Source organism: Qipengyuania sp. Mu-71 (assembly GCF_036867055.1).
GTDB classification, from domain to species: domain Bacteria; phylum Pseudomonadota; class Alphaproteobacteria; order Sphingomonadales; family Sphingomonadaceae; genus Qipengyuania; species Qipengyuania profunda.
This window is the reverse complement of sequence record NZ_JBAJHR010000002.1, coordinates 377,531-394,854: the sequence shown is the minus strand read 5'-3', so window position 1 is coordinate 394,854 and position 17,324 is coordinate 377,531. Positions and strand designations below refer to the sequence as shown.

Annotated in this window: 19 protein-coding genes; 5 read left to right on the top strand and 14 right to left on the bottom strand. The window is 65.4% G+C overall.

The features are described 5' to 3' along the window. Positions 1-41: 41 nt before the first annotated feature. From V6B15_RS13785 to glpX, 10 genes are all read right to left on the bottom strand, one after another. Positions 42-965 (bottom strand): helix-turn-helix domain-containing protein, encoded by a 924-nt coding sequence (locus tag V6B15_RS13785; protein WP_334201655.1) that lies wholly within the window; start codon positions 963-965, stop codon positions 42-44. A 114-nt stretch (positions 966-1,079) separates the two neighbouring features. Further along, entirely contained in the window at positions 1,080-1,970 is an 891-nt protein-coding gene (locus V6B15_RS13780) for a helix-turn-helix domain-containing protein (protein ID WP_334201654.1), read from the bottom strand. A gap of 88 nt (positions 1,971-2,058) precedes the next feature. Continuing rightward, positions 2,059-2,931, bottom strand: coding sequence for an AraC family transcriptional regulator (locus V6B15_RS13775; RefSeq protein WP_334201653.1), 873 nt, complete (start codon positions 2,929-2,931; stop codon positions 2,059-2,061). Positions 2,932-3,051: 120 nt separating this feature from the next. Next, positions 3,052-3,411 (bottom strand): 50S ribosomal protein L20, encoded by a 360-nt coding sequence (gene rplT / locus V6B15_RS13770; protein ID WP_006834668.1) that lies wholly within the window; start codon positions 3,409-3,411, stop codon positions 3,052-3,054. A 23-nt stretch (positions 3,412-3,434) separates the two neighbouring features. After that, complete coding sequence (rpmI, locus tag V6B15_RS13765; RefSeq protein WP_253520667.1) at positions 3,435-3,638, bottom strand: 50S ribosomal protein L35; 204 nt, start codon at positions 3,636-3,638, stop codon at positions 3,435-3,437. Between the two features lie 119 nt (positions 3,639-3,757). After that, the gene (locus V6B15_RS13760) at positions 3,758-4,504 is read right to left on the bottom strand and encodes an SDR family oxidoreductase (RefSeq protein WP_334201652.1); all 747 of its coding nucleotides are present in this window, start codon (positions 4,502-4,504) and stop codon (positions 3,758-3,760) included. A 1-nt stretch (position 4,505) separates the two neighbouring features. Next, the gene (locus V6B15_RS13755) at positions 4,506-5,261 is read right to left on the bottom strand and encodes an SDR family NAD(P)-dependent oxidoreductase (RefSeq protein WP_334201651.1); all 756 of its coding nucleotides are present in this window, start codon (positions 5,259-5,261) and stop codon (positions 4,506-4,508) included. A gap of 26 nt (positions 5,262-5,287) precedes the next feature. Continuing rightward, the gene (gene hisN / locus V6B15_RS13750; RefSeq protein ID WP_334201650.1) at positions 5,288-6,088 is read right to left on the bottom strand and encodes a histidinol-phosphatase; all 801 of its coding nucleotides are present in this window, start codon (positions 6,086-6,088) and stop codon (positions 5,288-5,290) included. A 2-nt stretch (positions 6,089-6,090) separates the two neighbouring features. Then, positions 6,091-7,026, bottom strand: coding sequence for a ribose-phosphate pyrophosphokinase (locus V6B15_RS13745; protein WP_253520676.1), 936 nt, complete (start codon positions 7,024-7,026; stop codon positions 6,091-6,093). A gap of 96 nt (positions 7,027-7,122) precedes the next feature. Beyond that, entirely contained in the window at positions 7,123-8,097 is a 975-nt protein-coding gene (glpX, locus tag V6B15_RS13740) for a class II fructose-bisphosphatase (protein ID WP_334201649.1), read from the bottom strand. Between the two features lie 86 nt (positions 8,098-8,183). Here glpX and V6B15_RS13735 point away from each other — a divergent pair, with 86 nt between their 5' ends. Then, a complete protein-coding gene (locus tag V6B15_RS13735) occupies positions 8,184-8,705 on the top strand; it encodes a hypothetical protein (protein ID WP_334201648.1) in 522 nt (173 codons plus the stop codon). Here the strand turns inward: V6B15_RS13735 and V6B15_RS13730 are convergent. Both V6B15_RS13730 and V6B15_RS13725 read right to left on the bottom strand, forming a co-directional pair. Then, on the bottom strand, positions 8,659-9,966 hold the full coding sequence (locus V6B15_RS13730; RefSeq protein WP_334201647.1) for a homoserine dehydrogenase: 1,308 nt from the start codon (positions 9,964-9,966) through the stop codon (positions 8,659-8,661). The genes V6B15_RS13735 and V6B15_RS13730 overlap by 47 nt on opposite strands. Positions 9,967-10,035: 69 nt before the next feature. Beyond that, entirely contained in the window at positions 10,036-10,878 is an 843-nt protein-coding gene (locus tag V6B15_RS13725) for a hypothetical protein (protein WP_334201646.1), read from the bottom strand. 362 nt (positions 10,879-11,240) lie between these two features. On the opposite strand from V6B15_RS13725, the gene V6B15_RS13720 reads away from it, so the two are divergent. From V6B15_RS13720 to V6B15_RS13705, 4 genes are all read left to right on the top strand, one after another. Next, positions 11,241-11,897, top strand: coding sequence for an energy transducer TonB (locus V6B15_RS13720; RefSeq protein WP_253520687.1), 657 nt, complete (start codon positions 11,241-11,243; stop codon positions 11,895-11,897). 64 nt (positions 11,898-11,961) lie between these two features. Continuing rightward, positions 11,962-12,747 carry a MotA/TolQ/ExbB proton channel family protein gene (locus V6B15_RS13715; protein ID WP_253520689.1) on the top strand — a complete coding sequence of 262 codons (786 nt, stop codon included), beginning with the start codon at positions 11,962-11,964 and terminating at the stop codon, positions 12,745-12,747. Positions 12,748-12,830: 83 nt separating this feature from the next. After that, positions 12,831-13,361, top strand: coding sequence for an ExbD/TolR family protein (locus V6B15_RS13710; RefSeq protein ID WP_253520692.1), 531 nt, complete (start codon positions 12,831-12,833; stop codon positions 13,359-13,361). Positions 13,362-13,400: 39 nt separating this feature from the next. Further along, the gene (locus V6B15_RS13705) at positions 13,401-13,838 is read left to right on the top strand and encodes an ExbD/TolR family protein (RefSeq protein WP_334201645.1); all 438 of its coding nucleotides are present in this window, start codon (positions 13,401-13,403) and stop codon (positions 13,836-13,838) included. Between the two features lie 109 nt (positions 13,839-13,947). Here V6B15_RS13705 and V6B15_RS13700 read toward each other — a convergent pair whose 3' ends face one another. Beyond that, positions 13,948-16,416: a ligase-associated DNA damage response DEXH box helicase gene (locus V6B15_RS13700; RefSeq protein WP_334201644.1), complete on the bottom strand. Its 2,469-nt coding sequence runs from the start codon at positions 16,414-16,416 to the stop codon at positions 13,948-13,950. A gap of 61 nt (positions 16,417-16,477) precedes the next feature. After that, complete coding sequence (locus V6B15_RS13695; RefSeq protein ID WP_334201643.1) at positions 16,478-17,323, bottom strand: DUF2059 domain-containing protein; 846 nt, start codon at positions 17,321-17,323, stop codon at positions 16,478-16,480. Position 17,324 lies beyond the last annotated feature (1 nt).

The window sequence follows — 17,324 nt, the reverse complement described above, 5'->3', positions numbered from 1 at the left end:
GGACTCTGTGCACCGCGCCCCTAGCCCGATGTGGCGAAATGCTAAAGCCCAGTTTCGGGTCGGGCGAGCCGTTCGGGGTGGTACAGCGCCTGCATCGCCACGCCGCCGTTCATGTTCGACACACTCACCGCAGCCTTGATTACCGGATGGGGCAGCGCAGCGAACTCGCTCGGCGTCATGTTCATGGTGGCGCGGAAGTCGCGGATGAAATGCGCCTGGTCCCAATAGTGCATGTCGAGCGACCCGATCCAGCGCATCGACGGATCGAGCATATATTCGCCAAGACTGCGCAGGAAGCGCTGCCGCCGCAGCAGGGTGCGCGGGGCAAACCCGAAATGCCGCTTGCAGAAGCGTTCGAAGGTCCGCGCATTCAGGCCGATCTGCGCAGACATCGCCCGCACGGAGGTGCTTTCCAGTGCCAATACGCCGCGGTGGACCGCCTGCACGGTCGCTTCGGCCTCGGGCTGCTCGCCAAGCAGGGCGCGGAAGGTCCGGTTGATCAGCCGCGCCGCGGCGGCAAGATCGTCACCGTCACAGCGCAGCTGGTCGAGCATGGCATGGAGCGAACGGTCGGCCGCCGTCTGGCCCATAGCGCAAAACCTGTTGGCCATCTCGCTGGCGGGTGTTCCGATGAACCGCGTCCAGCCGGCCGGGGTCAGGCCGATGCCCCAGAACTTGCCTCCGACGATCCGCACGCGCGTGACCCGGTCGGTGGGACCGGAGAGTACCGCCGCGGGCACGGGGGCGAGCGGACCTTCGCCGATTACCGCCGTGTAGATCGATGCCTCGCCGGTGCGCAGGTTTGCCTCTTCGGGAGGAAGCCAATCCTCGACCTCCACGCCGGCGTCCAATTCGGTCCGGTAATAGGCGGAGAGATAGGGCGCGAGGTCGGGCGGCGGCCGCACGAGCCGCAACCGCAAACCGTCCGAATTGTATTCGGATACCCTCAACGACGATGTCATCATCGTGCTCCCCTGCGCGGGGCCTAAGGGTTAATTTCGCGGAAATGCAAGAGTTTTGCCCCGTCGGTCATGCGCGGCCGAGCCCGGTTGGCCCCCGAGTCCCGCTGCCGGCGGATGCTAGTCGATCGAGCGCCGATGCAGCACTTGCGACGCCTGGCCCGCCACCGCCATGCGCGCATGCGCGGCGGCGATCAGCACAGGGTGCGGACGCTTGGCATAGGCACTGGGCGACATGGTCATGAACCGCTTGAAGTCGCGCACGAAGTGGGCCTGGTCGTGATAGTGGCTGTCGAGCGTGTCGATCCACCTGAGCGAAGGGTCGAGCATGAATTTGGCGAGACTGCGCATGAAGCGCTGGCGGCGTAGGAGCAATTGCGGGGCAAAGCCGAACACGCGGCTGGAAAACCGCACCATGGTCCGCGTGCTCATGCCGAGCTCCTCGGCCAGTTCGGCGACGGTGCCGAAGCGCGGATCGGCCAGCGCTTCTTCGACCCGCAGGATATCCTTCTCGCGTGCTACGGGACGGGCCAGCAGCCGTTTCAGCTCGCGTAGCAAAGCGGTCTTTTCGGTGGCCAGATCGCCGCTGCCCGCGGGCACACAGGCACCGAGCGGTTGCAGACGGGCGAACGCCGGATCCACCGCGATATCGGCATAGTCGTCGGCATAGCTGCTGGCGGGGGCAGCGGTCAGACGCGCCCAGCCCAATGGCAGCAGACCGATCCCCCACGAGCGGCCGTTGCAGGCGCGGAAATGGGTCGCCACGCTGGTCGGGCCGACGACCACGGCGCGGGGTATCCGCTGGAGCGGCTTGCCCCCGATCCCGGCGGCGACGGTCCGGTCGGGAATGATCCGCAGATTGGCCCATTCGGGATGCAGCCAGTCTTCGATCGGCTGCGGATCGGCGCCGGAGATCTCCATGTGATAAAGCGTCGACACAAACGGCCGCAGGCTGGGGGGCGGCAGGAAGAACCGCAGCGCCAAGCCAGCCTGGGCATGCCCGGTGTTCATCGCCGTCCTGCCCTACCTGCATTCGCCCGCTCAACCAGAGAGTTCATCCCTCCCGTCGCTGCATAGTCGATAGCCACGCCGGCCTCCGTCAGTCCGGCGTGTCGAGCGTTTGCGCGGGCGATCCCCAGATCCGCTTGCGCTCGGCCATGAAGGCACCGAGCACGGGATGCGGCTGCGCGGCGAATTCGCTGGGCGTGCAGCGCATGAAGGCGTGGAACTCATGCACGAAATGCGACTGGTCGTGATAATGGCGGTCGATCACGGCGGACCAGCTGGACCGGGGTTCGAGCATGAAGGCGGCGAGGCTGCGCATCAGCCGTTGGCGGCGCAGCAACAGGCGGGGCGAGAACCCGAAATGGCGTGCGCAAATGCGTTCGAGCGTGCGCTTGGACATCCCGCTGCGCCGTGCGAATTCCTCGACCAGCAAGAGCTGCGGATCGACCATCACCCCGTGGATTTTCTGGATTCGCGGCTGTTCGCGCGGCGGGCCCGCCAGCTGGCGGAAGAAGTCGGTCAGGAAGTCGAACTGTTCCTCGTCCGAATAGTCGCGGGTGCACAGTTTTTCGCACAGGGGCGCGAACCGTTCGAAGATCGGGGATTGCTCGCCATCGACGATGGTGTTGCTGTGATCGCTCGCCGAAGTCCCGATAAAGCGCGCCCAGCCCAGCGGGAACAGGCCGATGCCCCACATGCGCGTGCGCCCAATGGTGAAATGCGTGGGGCATGAACTCGGCCCCGTCGCCTGGAAGCGAGCACCGCTTACGCGTGGCCCGTCGGGAAACTCCGCCGTGGGCGGATTGTCGGAGAAGAATCGCAGATTAGCCCACTCGGGCTGCAGCCAATCCTCGAGCGTCTCGCCCGCAGGCAGGTTCACTTCGAGCCGGTAGAAAGTCGTGAAGCAGGGGGCCAGATCGGCAGGCGGCGCAAAGAAACGCACATCGATACTGTCCAAACCGGTCAACCGCGCCCTCCGACTTGCGAACCCGGATCATAGACAGTTGTCGATGGGCGACAAGTTCCCCCCATGCAAAAAGGGCGCCCCTCGCGGAGCGCCCTTTGAAAGTTCCTGAAAAACAGGAGCCTAGGCGGGAAGCGCCTTTTTGGCCTGATCGATGATCGCCTTGAAGGCAGCGCCTTCGTTCATCGCCAGATCGGCCATGACCTTGCGATCGAGCTCGATGCCGGCAAGCTTGGTGCCGTGCATGAACTGCGAATAGGTCAGGCCTTCGGCGCGGACCGCGGCGTTGATGCGCTGGATCCACAGGGCGCGGAAGTTGCGCTTTTTGACCTTGCGGTCGCGATAGGCGTACTGGCCGGCCTTTTCGACGGCCTGGCGAGCGACACGGATCGTGTTCTTGCGACGGCCGCGATAGCCCTTCGCCTGATCCAATAGCCGCTTGTGCTTCTGGCGCGTGGTGACGCCGCGTTTAATGCGAGGCATTTCGTATTCTCCTTAATTCGCGCTCAGTCGAGGCCGTAGGGCGCCCACTTTTTCACTGTTCTGCTGTCGGCATCCGACAGGACAGTGGTGCCGCGGTTCTGGCGAATATACTTCGCATTGTGGCTCATCAGACGGTGGCGCTTGCCGGCGACACCATGCTTGACCTTGCCGGTTGCAGTGATCTTGAAGCGTTTCTTCACACCGCTCTTGGTCTTAAGCTTGGGCATTTTCATCTCCTTGACAGAGACACGTCCAACCAGCCCTGGCAGCCCTTACGGCCAGACCGGCAGATGAATCACGTGTCGGTGAAGGCCGCGCTGATAGCGATTCTGCGCGGTAAAGCAAGTCAGAAGTGGGTCAGATACCCGCCATCGACCGCCAGCGTGTGCCCGGTGATATAGCTTGCCTCGGGCGAAGCGAGGAAAGCGACCGCCCCGGCGATCTCGTCTGGTTCGCCCCAGCGGCCGAGCGAAGTGCGCCGGGAAAGATGCTGGGCGATCTCCGGATCGGCAGTCATTGTCCCGTTCGCCTCGGTCGCGAAATAGCCGGGGGCGACCGCATTCACCGTAATCCCGGTGATGCCGAGCTCGGCTGCCAGCGCGCGGGTCAGCGCGGCGAGCCCGCCCTTGCTGGCGGTGTAGAGCACATCGCCCCGCGCGATATCGGCGGCGATCGAGGTGATGTTGATGATCCGCCCGTATTTGCGCGCCTGCATCAGCGGCACCGCGCGGCGCGCGAGATCGAAGGGCGCGACGAGGTTGGTCGCCAGCATCGCCGCCATGTCGTCCCGCTGCAGCTGGTCCAGCGGCCGCCGGTCGCGCTGTCCGACATTGTTGACGAGGATATCGAGGCCGCCCTCGCCGAGGCGCGCGAAGGCTGCCGCGCTCGCCTGGTCGTCGCCAATGTCGAAGGGGAGCACCTGCGCGTGCGCGCCGATCCGCGCGGCGGCGGTGTCCAGCGCATCAACATCGCGCCCGTTGAGCCATACGGTAGCGCCCCGCTCGGCCAGCCGCTGGGCGATCTCGAAGCCGAGCCCGCGCGCCGCGCCCGTCACCAGCGCAATGCGTCCTGCAAGTGATCCCTCCCCGGCCATGTCAGTGCTCGTAAATCATCTTCGCGGTCATGCCACCGTCGATATTGAGGTGCTGGCCGGTCACGAAACCAGCTTCGTGCAGATAGGCGACCGCTTCGGCGATATCCTCGGGGCGCCCGATACGGCCGACCGGATGTTGCTCGCGGTCCTTGGGGCGGTGATCGGGATCGCTGCGGCTGTCTTTCTTTTGCCATGGCCCGGTTTCGATCCAGCCGGGCCGGATCGCATTCGCGCGGATCGTCGGGCCGAGCGAAACTGCCAGCGAATGCGTCAGGGCATCGAGCCCGCCCTTGGCCGCGGCATAGGCAAATGTGTCGGGCTCGCTCATCACTGCGCGGGTGGATGAGATATTGGCGATGCTGGCGCTGGCACTACGGCGGAGGAACGGCACCGCGGCGCGGGTCACGAGAAAAGCGGCAGTCAGGCTGGCATCGATCCACGCCTGCCAGTCCGCCAGATCGAGGTCTTCGAGCGGACCCGCATAGGGATCGGCGATCCCGGCATTGTTGACGAGACAATCGAGCGCCGCGTCGCCCAACCGCTCGGCGATGCGCTCGAAGGCCTGACCGACCGCGCCCTCGCGCCCGACGTCGCAAGTGAGGAACAGCGCGTTTTCACGGGGTAGCGCAGCGCGCAATTCGGCCAGCGCCTCGGCGTCATTGTCCAGCCCGATCACGCGCCAGCCAAGAGCGTGGAAATGCATGGTGATGGCGCGCCCGATCCCATTGCCCGCGCCGGTTATCAAAATGGTCTGCATGGCAGGGGAAACGGGTGCGCGGGCGATCAGTGCCCGTGCGCGGGAATCGCCGAACCGCCCATGGCCTCGAGCACATCCTCGAGCCGCGCCGCATCGCCCAGCGCGATCACGCGCCCGTCGCTGCCCGCATCGAGCGGATTGCCCTGCCAGTCGCTCATCACGCCGCCGGCGCCTTCGACCACCGGGACCAGCGCTGCGAAATCATACAGCTTGAGGCCCGCCTCCACCACGATGTCGACATGGCCAGAGGCGACGAGCCCGTAATTGTAGCAATCGCCGCCATAGATGATCTTGCGCTCGGCCACCGCCTTGGCGACGCCCATGAAGGCTTCGACATCGTCGCCCGAGAACTGGTGCGGCGTGGTCGTTCCCAGAACTGCGTCCGACAGCTCCTTGCACGCTACCGCGCGCACCGGGTTGCCGTTGAAGGTGGTGCCCTCGCCGATCCGTCCGACCCAGCGTTCACGCGCGATCGGCTGGTCGATCACGCCAAGCACCGGCCAGCCGTCCTGCATCAGCGCGATCAGCGTGCCGAAAATGGGGCGACCGGCGATGAAGCTGGTGGTGCCGTCGATCGGATCGAGCACCCATTGCCGCCCTGCGCCCTCGTTGCGCGTGCCGTATTCCTCGCCGATGATGCCGTCATCGGCGCGCTCGCTCTCGAGGATCGCGCGCATCGCGGCTTCGGCGGCGCGGTCGGCCTCGGTGACGAAAGTGCGATCGGTCTTCTGTTCCTGCGACCATTCGCCGCGGAACAGCGGACGGATCGCTTCGCCCGCCGCTTCGGCAAGGCGATTGGCAAGCGCGAGATCGGCAGCAGTTGCCATCTTCAGTCGAACAGCGAGCTGACCGAGCTTTCGTCGGCAATGCGGCGCACCGCTTCGCCGATCAGCGGGGCGATGGTGAGAATGCGGATGCGGTCGGAATCCTTGGCATCGTCGGTCGGGCGGATCGAATCGGTGATCACCAGTTCCTTGAGCGCCGAGCCATCGACCCGCGCCACCGCTCCGCCCGAAAGCACGCCGTGGGTGATATAGGCCGCGACCGAGGCCGCGCCCTGGTCGAGCAGCGCCTGCGCGGCGTTGCATAGCGTCCCGCCCGAATCGACGATATCGTCGATCAGGATGCAATGGCGGCCCGAGACCTCACCGATGATGTTCATCACTTCGCTTTCGCCGGGGCGGTCGCGGCGCTTGTCGACGATCGCCAGCGGAGCATTGTCGAGGCGCTTGGCCAGGGCCCGCGCGCGGACCACCCCGCCGACGTCGGGGCTGACCACCATCAAATCCTGATCGCCATACCGCGCCTGGATATCCGCTGCCATGACGGGCGCGGCGAAGAGGTTGTCGGTCGGGATATCGAAGAAGCCCTGGATCTGCCCGGCATGAAGATCGACCGCAAGCACGCGATCGGCGCCCGCCTTGGTGATCAAATCGGCCACCAGCTTGGCCGAAATCGGCGTACGCGGGCCGGGTTTGCGGTCCTGGCGGGCATAACCGAAATAGGGCACCACCGCGGTGATCCGCCGCGCCGATGCACGCTTGAGCGCATCGATGCAGATCAGCAGTTCCATGAGATTGTCATTGGCCGGATAGCTGGTCGACTGGACGACGAAGACATCCTCGCCGCGCACGTTCTCGTGGATCTCGACGAAAATTTCCTCGTCGGCGAAGCGCCGCACCTGCGCATCGACAAGCGGCATTTCGAGATAACCTGCGATGGCCCGCGCGAGCGGCAGGTTCGAGTTGGCGGCCATGATCTTCATGCGGAGAATCCCCGGGCAAACTGGATGTGCGCCCCGCCTAGCCGAGCGTCACGGATATGCAACATCGGACGGAGGCGTTTCCCCGCCGCGACGTGCCTAGTCTCCGCGGTGCTCACCCTTGATCCAGCGAACCGTACCGCTGCTGGCGCGCATGACCACGCTTTCGGTCGTCATCCGCCCGTCGCGCAGATATTTCACCCCGTCGAGCAGCGACCCTGCGGTGACCCCGGTCGCAGCAAAGATACAATCGCCTTTCACCAGATCGTCGCGGGTGTAGATGCGGTCGAGATCGTCGATCCCCCATTTCGCAGCCCGGGCCCGCTCGTCATCGTTGCGGAAGACGAGGCGGCCGTTGAACTGCCCGCCGACGCAGCGCAGCGCGGCAGCAGCCAGCACGCCTTCGGGGGCGCCGCCCTGGCCCATATACATGTCGATCGTGGTGTCTTCGTCGGTCACTGCGATCACGCCGGCGACATCGCCATCGCCGATCAGCACGACACCGCAGCCCAGCCCGCGCAGTTCGGCGATCAGGTCGGCATGCCGCGGACGGTCGAGTACGCAGACAATGATATCGGCAGGCGCGACGCCCTTGGCCTTGGCGACCGCCTCGACGTTCTCGGTCGGGGTCTTGGCGAGGTCGATGATGCCGTCGGGATAGCCCGGGCCGACCGCCAGCTTGTCCATATAGACGTCGGGCGCGTTGAGCAGGCAGCCCTCGGCCGCAGCAGCCAGCACGGCCAGCGCATTGGGGCCTGCCTTGGCAGTGATCGTCGTGCCCTCAAGCGGGTCGAGCGCGATGTCGATCTTGGGACCCTTGCCCGGCGCGCCGCCGACCTTTTCGCCGATGAACAGCATCGGCGCCTCGTCGCGTTCGCCTTCACCGATGACCACCGTGCCATCCATATACAGCGTATCGAAAGCCTTGCGCATGGCTTCGACCGCAGCGGCATCGGCGGCCTTTTCATCGCCCCGCCCGATCAGCTTCGAAGCGGCGACCGCCGCAGCTTCGGTCACGCGGACCATTTCGAGCACGAGGACGCGGTCGAGCGGGTTTTCGGCGAGCGAGTTCATAATGGGTTCAGTCCCTCCCATGAGTTTGTGCGGCGAAGGCAGGCACAAAGACTTTCAGGCCCGCCGGATAGACAGGGAGCTTTGCATTGTCGAGACGCTGGTGGGTGACAGGCGCGGCGATCGGCATGATCGCGATCGCACCGCCGCTGGCGGCGCAGGACGCGCAGGCGCCCGGCGAACAGATCGACATATTGGCGCCGCAGGAGGATTATCTCGGCCCGCTGGAGGATTGCAGCGCCGAACAGGAAGCGGCGAGCATTTCGGGCGAGATCGTCGTCTGCCGCCGACGGCGCGACAACGGCGCATTCGCGGTCGACGAAGATGGTGCGCAGCAGCGCTATGCCGAGGAAACCATGAACAGGGGCGATCCGCGCACTCCCGACGTGTTCGGCATTCCCAACCACGGCGTGGTCGCAGCGCGCGGCTGCTTTATCGGCCCCTGCCCGCCGCCCAAGGCCTTGATGATCGATATCGAGGCACTGCCAGAGGCGCCGCCCGGATCTGACGCAGACAGGATCTCCCGTGGTCTCGCGCCGAACGGCAGCGCTGCCGAGGAGGCCGTTAGTCCTTCAGAATCGGCATCACCAGCGGCGGAGCCGTCAGGCTAGGCGACCCGTCGAGCAGCTCGAGTGCCTTGGTCACACAGCGCTCGGGTCCTTCATGCGTAACCATCGCCACCAGTACCTCGCCGCCAGCATGGTCGCGCCCGCGCTGGATCAGACTTTCGATCGAAACCTCGGCATCGCGCATCGCGGCGGTAATTTCGGCCAGCACGCCGGGACGATCGTTGACGGTAAAGCGGATGTAATCGCGGCCCACCCGGTTGCCCGCATCGGCCGGTGCGAAGGGTTCAAGCTCCCCCACCGGCACCGAGAACGGCGCGCCGAGGTCACCGCGCGCGATGTCGATCAGGTCGGCGACCACAGCGCTGGCAGTCGGGCCCGCGCCCGCGCCCGCGCCCTGGAACAGCAGGCGACCGGAGAAATTCCCTTCCGCCACGACCGCATTGGTCGGACCCGTGACCGCCGCCAGCGGATGGCCGCGCGCCACGAGGCAGGGGCGGACCCGCTGGAGCAACCGTTTTGCGCCATCGCTCTCGTCGAGCGACGCGATGCCGACGAGGCGGATGACATAGTCCAGCGCGCCGGCCTGGGTGATATCGGCCGCGCGCACCTCGCGGATACCGGTCGCCGCGACAGCGTCGAAGTCCACCCGCGCCCCGAAGCCGATCGCCGCGAGGATGGCGAGCTTGTGCGCCGCGTCGATGCCGTCGATATCGAAAGTCGGGTCGGCTTCGGCATAGCCCTTGTCCTGTGCGGCCTGGAGCATCTCGCCGAAATCGGCGCCTGTGCGCTCCATTTCGGAGAGGATGTAATTGCAGGTCCCGTTGAGGATGCCGTAAATCCGCTCGATCCGATTGGCCGCCGCGCCTTCGCGCAGTCCCTTGACCACGGGGATACCGCCCGCGACTGCCGCTTCGAACTTGAGCGGGGCGCCGCGCAAGGCCGCCTGTTCGGCGAGCGCCAGGCCGTGGTGCGCGATCATCGCCTTGTTGGCGGTGACGAAGCCCTTGCCCGCATCGAGCGCCGCGCGTGCCAGCGTCAGCGCCGGGCCGTCCGACCCGCCAACGAGTTCGAGCACGACATCGACATCGGCCCGCTGCGCCATCGCCTGCATATCGTCGACCCAGGCATAGGGCGTGAGATCGACCCCGCGATCGCGCGCACGGTCGCGGGCATTTACCGCGACGATCTCGATCGCGCGGCCAGCGCGGCCTTCGATCAGCGAGCGGTTGGTTTCGAGCAGCTCGATCACGCCGGTGCCGACGGTGCCGAGCCCGGCGAGGGCAATGCGAAGAGGTTCAGCCATGGCAGCCGCCTAGCGCAGCCATCCCCCCGGTTGGAACCAGTTTGTCTTGGCCGAGGTGAAGCGGGGCCTTTATTCGCGCGTGCGGCTGCAGGGTCCGAGCGCTTCGCGCACCAGCGCATAGTCCGCCGTGGCGAGCGCCCTTTCCCGCGGATCGCGCGACAGGTTTGCATTTGCCGGCAGCGTGGCTGGCAGCGAGCAGGCCAGCCGGTACCATGCGAGCGTATTATGCTGCGGTGCGCGCGCCGACTGATCGACGATCTCGGTCCAGGACACACCCCAGCGCGGCGTCTGGCCGGGGCGGCGAACGATCGTCACCGAGACCGGCCCGTCATCGGCGGTGTCGAGGAAAAGCTGCGTTTCCGACTCGCCGACCAGCGTGCCCTCGACCGCCAGCGCATCGCGGATACCGGTCACGCGCGGCGGAGCGTCGGCGGCCAGCAATTCGGAGAGGACCGGGCGCAGCCGCGCTTCGAACTGTTCGCTATAGGGAAACTGCGCCTGCGGATCGACCAGCTGCAGCTGGTCCGGGTGCCCCGATACAGGCCGGGCGAACAGGATCACCTCCTGCTTCTTGAGCTTGGGCGCCTTGCCCTTCGCATCGAGCGGAACATCGACCAGATACCGCAGCGCCTCACCGACGGGGGCATTCCCCGCGATCAGCGCCGTGGTGCGCGCCTCGACATAGAGCCGCACGAAACCCGGCGCGAGACCGGGGGACCGTTCGCGCTCAACCGTCGCCTGCTGGCGGATCTGCGCGCGCAGGACCAGAGGCGCACTATCGGCAAGATCGACAATGTCGGCATAGGTCATGGCCGAGGGGCTGACGGACTCCTGCGCGATGGCCGCAGCCGGGGCGCATATCAGCGCGGCGCTGAGGAGCAGGAGCTTCGCGGGATGGCGTTGGATCGACATGGGAGGTGATTCTTTTTGCAGGGGAAATGGGAGGCTCGAATCGGTGAACCCATGGGCATTGTCCACGGTTCCTCGGGCCAGGTCACTGAATCCGCGCTTAACCGATAAAGGGTTTGCGGTGGCAGGGCATCGTAGCTAAAGGGTCGAGCCGGACCCGAGCGCATGACACAATATTGCTTGGGGAGAGGTGTCCGGGTTCTTATCGGGAACTTTGGTTTACCTTCGTCGCTTGGACTTTTGAATAAAGCCAAGGGGCGCGACTGCGTTAATGATGCCCCATGTCACGCCAGCCTGGCGGGTCGCAAAATGGGCATCCAGATACCCCGGATTTTCCGGGGTGACCGATGGAGTGATGCAACCGAATGGCTTATGCTGACCAACAGATGAGCGGCAATCGCGTTGTCGCGATCATCATTGTTGCCCTCATTCATATTGCTCTCGGCTATGCTCTCATCACCGGCCTCGCATATGATGCGGTCCAGCAGGTGGTCGAGCGCGTGACGACGATCGATATCGATGAACCCCCGCCGCCTGAAGAAGAGCCGCCGCCGCCGCCGGAGAACGTGCCTGACACGCCGCCGCCGCCGGTAGCACCGCCGCCGCCGATCAATATCGCCCCGGCGCCGCCGCCAATTCGGACGCAAACGACGATCCCGCCCCCGGCCCCGCCGCGGCTGGTCATCCCGCCGCCCGCACCGCCCGCTCCGCCGCCGCCGCCCTCGCAGGCGCGTGGTGCCACGGCCAAGGGCCAGAACGGCTGGGCTCGCCGGATTCAGAGCAATTATCCCCGCCGCGCAGAACGCGAAGGCATCGAAGGCAATGTCGGTGTGACCATCACCGTCGGAACCGATGGTCGCGTCGCCTCCTGCCGGGTCAGCAATTCCAGCGGATCGAGCGATCTCGATGCGGCGGCTTGCGACGGGATGACACGCTATGCGCGGTACGATCCGGCCCTGGATGCCGCGGGCAATCCAATCCAGGACACCGTTTCGACCACCATCGTTTATCGGCTCAATTAAACTCATCCCTGCTTAGGGGTCGGCTGGCCCGGCAGGGAACGACGCATCAAAAGGACTACTCGTTATGACCTTCGAACTTCTTGCTGCTGCCGGTGAAGCGGCTCCGCAGAACTCCTTCGGCTTTGTTGAAGCCATGGAACAGGGCGGCATCATTGCCTGGTCGATTCTGGCCGTGCTGGTAATCATGTCGGTCGGCTCTTTCTACATCCTGTTCACCAAGCTGTTCGAACAGCGCAAGGTGCTCGCCCAGTACAAGGCCGTTCGCACCCAGTTCTGGAAGACCGGTTCGCTCCGCGACGGTGCTTCCAAGCTTGAAAAGAACAGCGCCTGGCGCCAGCTCGTCGACGACGCGATCCTCGCCGAAGACCAGCACGCCAAGATGACCGACAAGCTCGAAGCGCATGACTGGATGCATGGTTCGCTGCAGCGTTCGGAAGACACCATCAACTCGAAGCTTGCGGGCGGCCTGCCGTTCCTCGCGACGGTCGGTGCAACCGCACCCTTCGTCGGCCTGCTCGGTACCGTTATCGGTATCTACCGCGCGCTGATCAACATCGGCATCGCCGGTTCGGCTTCGATCGACAAGGTCGCGGGCCCGGTTGGTGAAGCACTGATCATGACCGCCATCGGCCTGCTGGTCGCAGTTCCGGCCGTGTTCGCCTACAACTGGCTCCAGGGCCGCAACAAGCGGATCGCCGAGCTGCTCCACGCATTCTCGACCGACCTGCTGGCGAACATCAACTCGAACGGCGTCGTCAAGCCGACCTACATGACCGCGACGACCGCCTCGACCGCTCGCACCGCAACGGCTGCCAAGCCCGCTGCGGCGACCACCACGGTCAAGAAGTAATCGATCGGATACGGGGGCGGCGCACAGCCGTCCCCGCACCCACCGCATCGAACCCAAGAATTTCGAACGTTAGGAACTGAACCATGGCGATTTCGACAGGAGGTGGCGGCGATACGCCCATGTCGGACATCAACACCACGCCGCTCGTGGACGTGATGCTGGTGCTTCTGATCATCTTCCTCATCGCGGTTCCGGTCGCGATCCAGACCATCGAGAAGCTGGAAATCCCGGTCTTTGAATCGGTCGAATCCAAGGACAAGGTCGAAAACCTTCTCCTGACCGTCAGCACCACCGACGACAACGGTGTGAGCGCCGGCGAGCCGGGCTTTGCAGGTGCATCGCGCAGCGGTGAATGCCGCGTCTATTTCGGCAATGTTGCGCCGGTGAGTTCGGAAGAACTGTACGACCAGGCTTTCGAACGTCTCGATGCCATCGTGCAGCGTGCGGGCGGACCGGACGCGATCATGGAGGATCCGGAGAAGATCCCGCAGGTTCACATCCGCGGCGACGTCAATGCTCCGTGGTCGTGTGTGGCCGGTGCGATCTACAACGTCCAGGCGGCGGGCTATCCCACCGTTGGCTTCATCTCGAACCCGGTCGACCCCAACGGTTGATCGCGCGGTTCGGCAAAGCAGATTAGGGAGTAACCCACTATGGCAATGTCAGGCGGCTCAGATGATGGCGCGCCGATGATGGAAATGAACATGACGCCGTTGATCGACGTCCTGCTCGTTCTCCTCATCATGTTCATCATCACCATTCCGGTCGCGACCCACTCGGTCGATATCGACCTGCCGGCACCCAGCGACGTTCCACAAGACATCACCGTCGAGCCGGAGAAGAACAAGCTGGTCCTCACGGCCAACAACGAGATCCTGTGGAACGGCAATGCGATCGACATGGGCCAGCTGCGCACGCTGCTCGAGGAATCGAAGGCGATCAATCCGGAACCCGAACTCCAGTTCGAACCGGAAGCACAGGCCAGCTACGATCTCGCGGCCAAGGTCCTGCAGCTGATCAAGGCCAGCGGCGTGACCAAGTTCGGCTTCGTCGGCAACGAACGGTACCGGACTTTCGGCAAGGCCGGTTAATCGCGGCGACGCCAGCACAAGAACACGGGAAAGGGGCGGAGCGATCCGCCCCTTTCTTTTTGTCTGCTGCGAATGTGGCGGGCAGCAGCTGGGCCGCCCTCCCTGCGGCCTAATCGTCGTCGCCCGCGGGCAGGTCCACGCGCATCGCCGCACCCGCGAGGCTCTCCGCTTCGAGCAGCAATTCGTCATCGACCGAGCCCTGCGGGGTGGCCTCGCGCCCTATCATCACCATGACCGGGACCGCGAGCGGGCTGACCCGGTCGAGTTCGACATGGACCAATTGCTCGGCCGAACGATCGAGCAGATCGCCCAGCCGCCCGACATCGGTCAGCCGCGTGCGCGCATCGGCCCAGGCCGCTTCGAGCAGGACGTGGTCGGGCTCATACTTGCGCAGCACGTCATAGATCAGGTCGGTCGAGAAGGTCACCTGCTTGCCCGTCTTGCGCTTGCCCGGATGCTGCCGCTCGACCAGCCCACCAATCACCGCGACTTCGCGGAAGGCGCGCCGCAGGAGGTGCGAATTCTGCACCCATTCGATGAATTCGTCCTGCAGGATATCGGGCGACAGCAGCGGTGCAGGATCCTCGACCGGCTTAAGCCCCCAGACCGCCAGCGAATAGTCATTGGCGACGAAACCACCCGGCATCAGCCCGCGGTCTTCCATCCGCCGGGTAATCAGCATCCCGAGGCTCTGGTTCGCGTTCCAGCCTTCGAAGGTGTAATAGACGCTGTAATGTCGCTTGGCGTGCGGGAAGCTTTCGACCAGCAGCTGCCCCGGCCCCGGCATCCGGCTGCGCCAGTCCTGCACCTCGAGCCATTCGCGCACATCATCGGGGAAGCGGGCCCACCCCGCGCGGTCGACCAGCATTTGCCGCACCCGGTCGGCCAGGTGCGTGGTCAGCGGTAGCCGCGCCCCGCCATAGCTCGGGATCATGGCGGACGCCTTGGCGGCCTTCACCAGCACTTCCATGTCCTGCAGCTTGACGACTTCGAGACTCATCCCCGCGAAGGCGAAGGAATCGCCGGGGCTGAGCGACGCCGCAAAGCGCTCCTCGACCTTGCCGAGGCTGCGGCCACCGCGCCCGCGCCCCGCACTGATCCGGACGTCGAGCATTTCGGAATCGATGATGATCCCGGCGTTCATCCGGTGGCGCTGCGCCTGCTCGGGATGCGACAGCCGCCAGACGCCCTCGCCGTCGCGCACGATGCGCTTGAACTTGTCATAGGCCTTGAGCGCATAGCCGCCGGTTTCGACGAAGGAGAGCACGCGCTGCCACACAGCGTCATCGACCCAGGCATAGGACAGGCTCGCACGCAATTCGGCGAGCAGTTCACCCTCCTGGAACGGCGCGGCGCAGGCACAGGCCATGACATGCTGCGCGAGCACGTCGAGCCCGCCGGGGCGAAACTCCTCGCCGTCACGCTTGCCCTCGTCGACCGCTTCCTTGGCCGCGGTGGCTTCGAGGAATTCGAAGCGATTTCCGGGAACCAGCAGCGCCCGGCTGGGCTGGTCGAGCCGGTGGTTGGCACGCCCGATACGCTGCAGCAGCCGCGACGAGCCCTTGGGCGCCCCCATCTGCACGACGAGGTCGATATCCCCCCAGTCGACGCCAAGGTCGAGGCTGGCTGTCGCCACGAGCGCACGCAATTCGCCCCGCGCCATCGCCCCTTCGACCTTGCGCCGCGCCTCCTTGCTCAGAGACCCGTGGTGGACGCCGATGGGGAGCGTATCCTCGTTCACATCCCACAGGTTCTGGAAGATATACTCGGCCAGGAAGCGCGTGTTGGTGAAGATCAGCGTGGTGCGGTTCTCGCGAATCTGCGCGTAGAGCTGCGGGATCGCCCAGGTCGCCGCATGGCCGCCCCAGGGCACACGCTCGGCATCGGGCAGCAGGATCTCGACCTCGGCGGGCGCGCCTGCCTCGCCGGTGACCAGTTCGACCGTATCGATCTCGCCCCAGGGCGCGAGCCATTCGCGAAAACCCTCCGGATTGGCGAGCGTCGCGGAGAGCGCCACGCGCTGCATCGCCGGAGCGATCGCCTGCAGCCGGGTCAGCGCCAATGCCAGCAGGTCGCCGCGCTTGCCGGTGGCGAAAGCATGGACCTCGTCGATCACGATCCGCTTCAGCCCCCGGAACAGCTCGAAACTGTCGGGATAGGACAGCAGCAGCGACAGGCTTTCGGGCGTGGTCAGCAGCACATGCGGCGGGCGCGTACGCTGGCGCTTCTTGCGGTCCGACGGGGTGTCCCCGCTGCGTGTCTCGACCCGGACCGGCAGGCCAATCTCGCCGATCGGTGTCAGCAGATTGCGCTGCACGTCATGCGCCAGTGCCTTCAGCGGCGAGACATAGAGCGTGTGTAGGCCCTCGGGCGGGGGCGCATCGCCAAGCCGCGAGGGGGTAAAGTCGGCAAGCGTCGGCAGGAACCCCGCCAGCGTCTTGCCCGCGCCGGTATCCGCCACCAGCAGCGCATGGCGCCCGGCATCGCTCGCCGCCAGCATTTCCGCCTGGTGCCGCCGGACACGCCAGCCGCGCCCGGTGAACCAATCGTCCAGTTCGGGCGGAATGGCGGTCTGCATCAATTCAACAGCGAAGCAGCCATGCCTTCGGTTCCGCAGCGCCGCATCCCGCCGGTCCGAACTACATCGCGTCGGCGTTGGCCGGGCCGTCCATCGTCTCCGGGGGCTTGACCAGATCGGGCAGGCTCTCGGCTTGCACGTCCAGCAATTCGGCCAGGCGTGCGCGCTCCGCCGCGCTGAGATCGTCATAGCCGCGTTGCGCGGGCAGCGCCGCCATCGCCTCGATCATCGCCGCATCCAGATCGCCAAGCCCGCTCATCATGGCGGGCATCGCCTGCATCATGGCCTGCATCACCTGCGGATCGGCGAACAGCGCCATCGATTCCTCCGCATAGACCGTCCCGGTGGGCGTTGCGAAAAAAGCAGAAATATCGGCGAGCTGTGCCGGTTCGAAGCGAACCGCATAGGCTCTGGAAAGGCCATCGCGCATGGGGCCTTCCATCGCGGTGAAAACCCCGCTCATACGCGAGGTGATCACATTGACGACAGCACCGGCGCGGCGGTCATAGGCGGGATCGAGCATGGCCATGATTTCCGCCTGCTGCGCCTCCCCAAGCGTGCCCACATCGTCTTCTGCGATCTCCAGCCGCGACATGAGCACGAATTCGGGCGCCGAGAACATCGTCATCATGGGACGCATGATCTGGTCCATCATGTCGCCCATCATGCGGCCGTAAAAGCCTTCGGGCATCATCTTGCCGACGACCTGCTGCGCAGCGGGCAGCCGCGTCTGTTGCTCTTCGGTCAGCGGTTCGGTCTGGAACATCCCCGCGATCATGCCGGCAATTTCATCGACCTGCTCGCGAGACATATCGGCGGCAGGATCTTCCGCCGCGTCCTGTGCCATGACCGGGCTGGTCATGGTCAGCGCCATGGCCGCCAGCGACGTACTCAACAGTTTACGCATA

Bases quoted from the DNA above. Each gene is read 5' to 3' on its own strand.
- V6B15_RS13785 (WP_334201655.1), bottom strand. From the start codon at position 965: ATGATGACATCGTCGTTGAGGGTATCCGAATACAATTCGGACGGTTTG.
- V6B15_RS13725 (WP_334201646.1), bottom strand. From the start codon at position 10,878: ATGTCGATCCAACGCCATCCCGCGAAGCTCCTGCTCCTCAGCGCCGCG.
- rplT (WP_006834668.1), bottom strand. From the start codon at position 3,411: ATGCCTCGCATTAAACGCGGCGTCACCACGCGCCAGAAGCACAAGCGG.
- rpmI (WP_253520667.1), bottom strand. From the start codon at position 3,638: ATGCCCAAGCTTAAGACCAAGAGCGGTGTGAAGAAACGCTTCAAGATC.
- V6B15_RS13755 (WP_334201651.1), bottom strand. From the start codon at position 5,261: ATGCAGACCATTTTGATAACCGGCGCGGGCAATGGGATCGGGCGCGCC.
- V6B15_RS13710 (WP_253520692.1), top strand. From the start codon at position 12,831: ATGGCGATTTCGACAGGAGGTGGCGGCGATACGCCCATGTCGGACATC.
- V6B15_RS13730 (WP_334201647.1), bottom strand. From the start codon at position 9,966: ATGGCTGAACCTCTTCGCATTGCCCTCGCCGGGCTCGGCACCGTCGGC.
- V6B15_RS13720 (WP_253520687.1), top strand. From the start codon at position 11,241: ATGGCTTATGCTGACCAACAGATGAGCGGCAATCGCGTTGTCGCGATC.
- glpX (WP_334201649.1), bottom strand. From the start codon at position 8,097: ATGAACTCGCTCGCCGAAAACCCGCTCGACCGCGTCCTCGTGCTCGAA.
- V6B15_RS13760 (WP_334201652.1), bottom strand. From the start codon at position 4,504: ATGGCCGGGGAGGGATCACTTGCAGGACGCATTGCGCTGGTGACGGGC.
- V6B15_RS13700 (WP_334201644.1), bottom strand. From the start codon at position 16,416: ATGCAGACCGCCATTCCGCCCGAACTGGACGATTGGTTCACCGGGCGC.
- V6B15_RS13705 (WP_334201645.1), top strand. From the start codon at position 13,401: ATGGCAATGTCAGGCGGCTCAGATGATGGCGCGCCGATGATGGAAATG.
- hisN (WP_334201650.1), bottom strand. From the start codon at position 6,088: ATGGCAACTGCTGCCGATCTCGCGCTTGCCAATCGCCTTGCCGAAGCG.
- V6B15_RS13715 (WP_253520689.1), top strand. From the start codon at position 11,962: ATGACCTTCGAACTTCTTGCTGCTGCCGGTGAAGCGGCTCCGCAGAAC.
- V6B15_RS13780 (WP_334201654.1), bottom strand. From the start codon at position 1,970: ATGAACACCGGGCATGCCCAGGCTGGCTTGGCGCTGCGGTTCTTCCTG.
- V6B15_RS13745 (WP_253520676.1), bottom strand. From the start codon at position 7,026: ATGAAGATCATGGCCGCCAACTCGAACCTGCCGCTCGCGCGGGCCATC.
- V6B15_RS13695 (WP_334201643.1), bottom strand. From the start codon at position 17,323: ATGCGTAAACTGTTGAGTACGTCGCTGGCGGCCATGGCGCTGACCATG.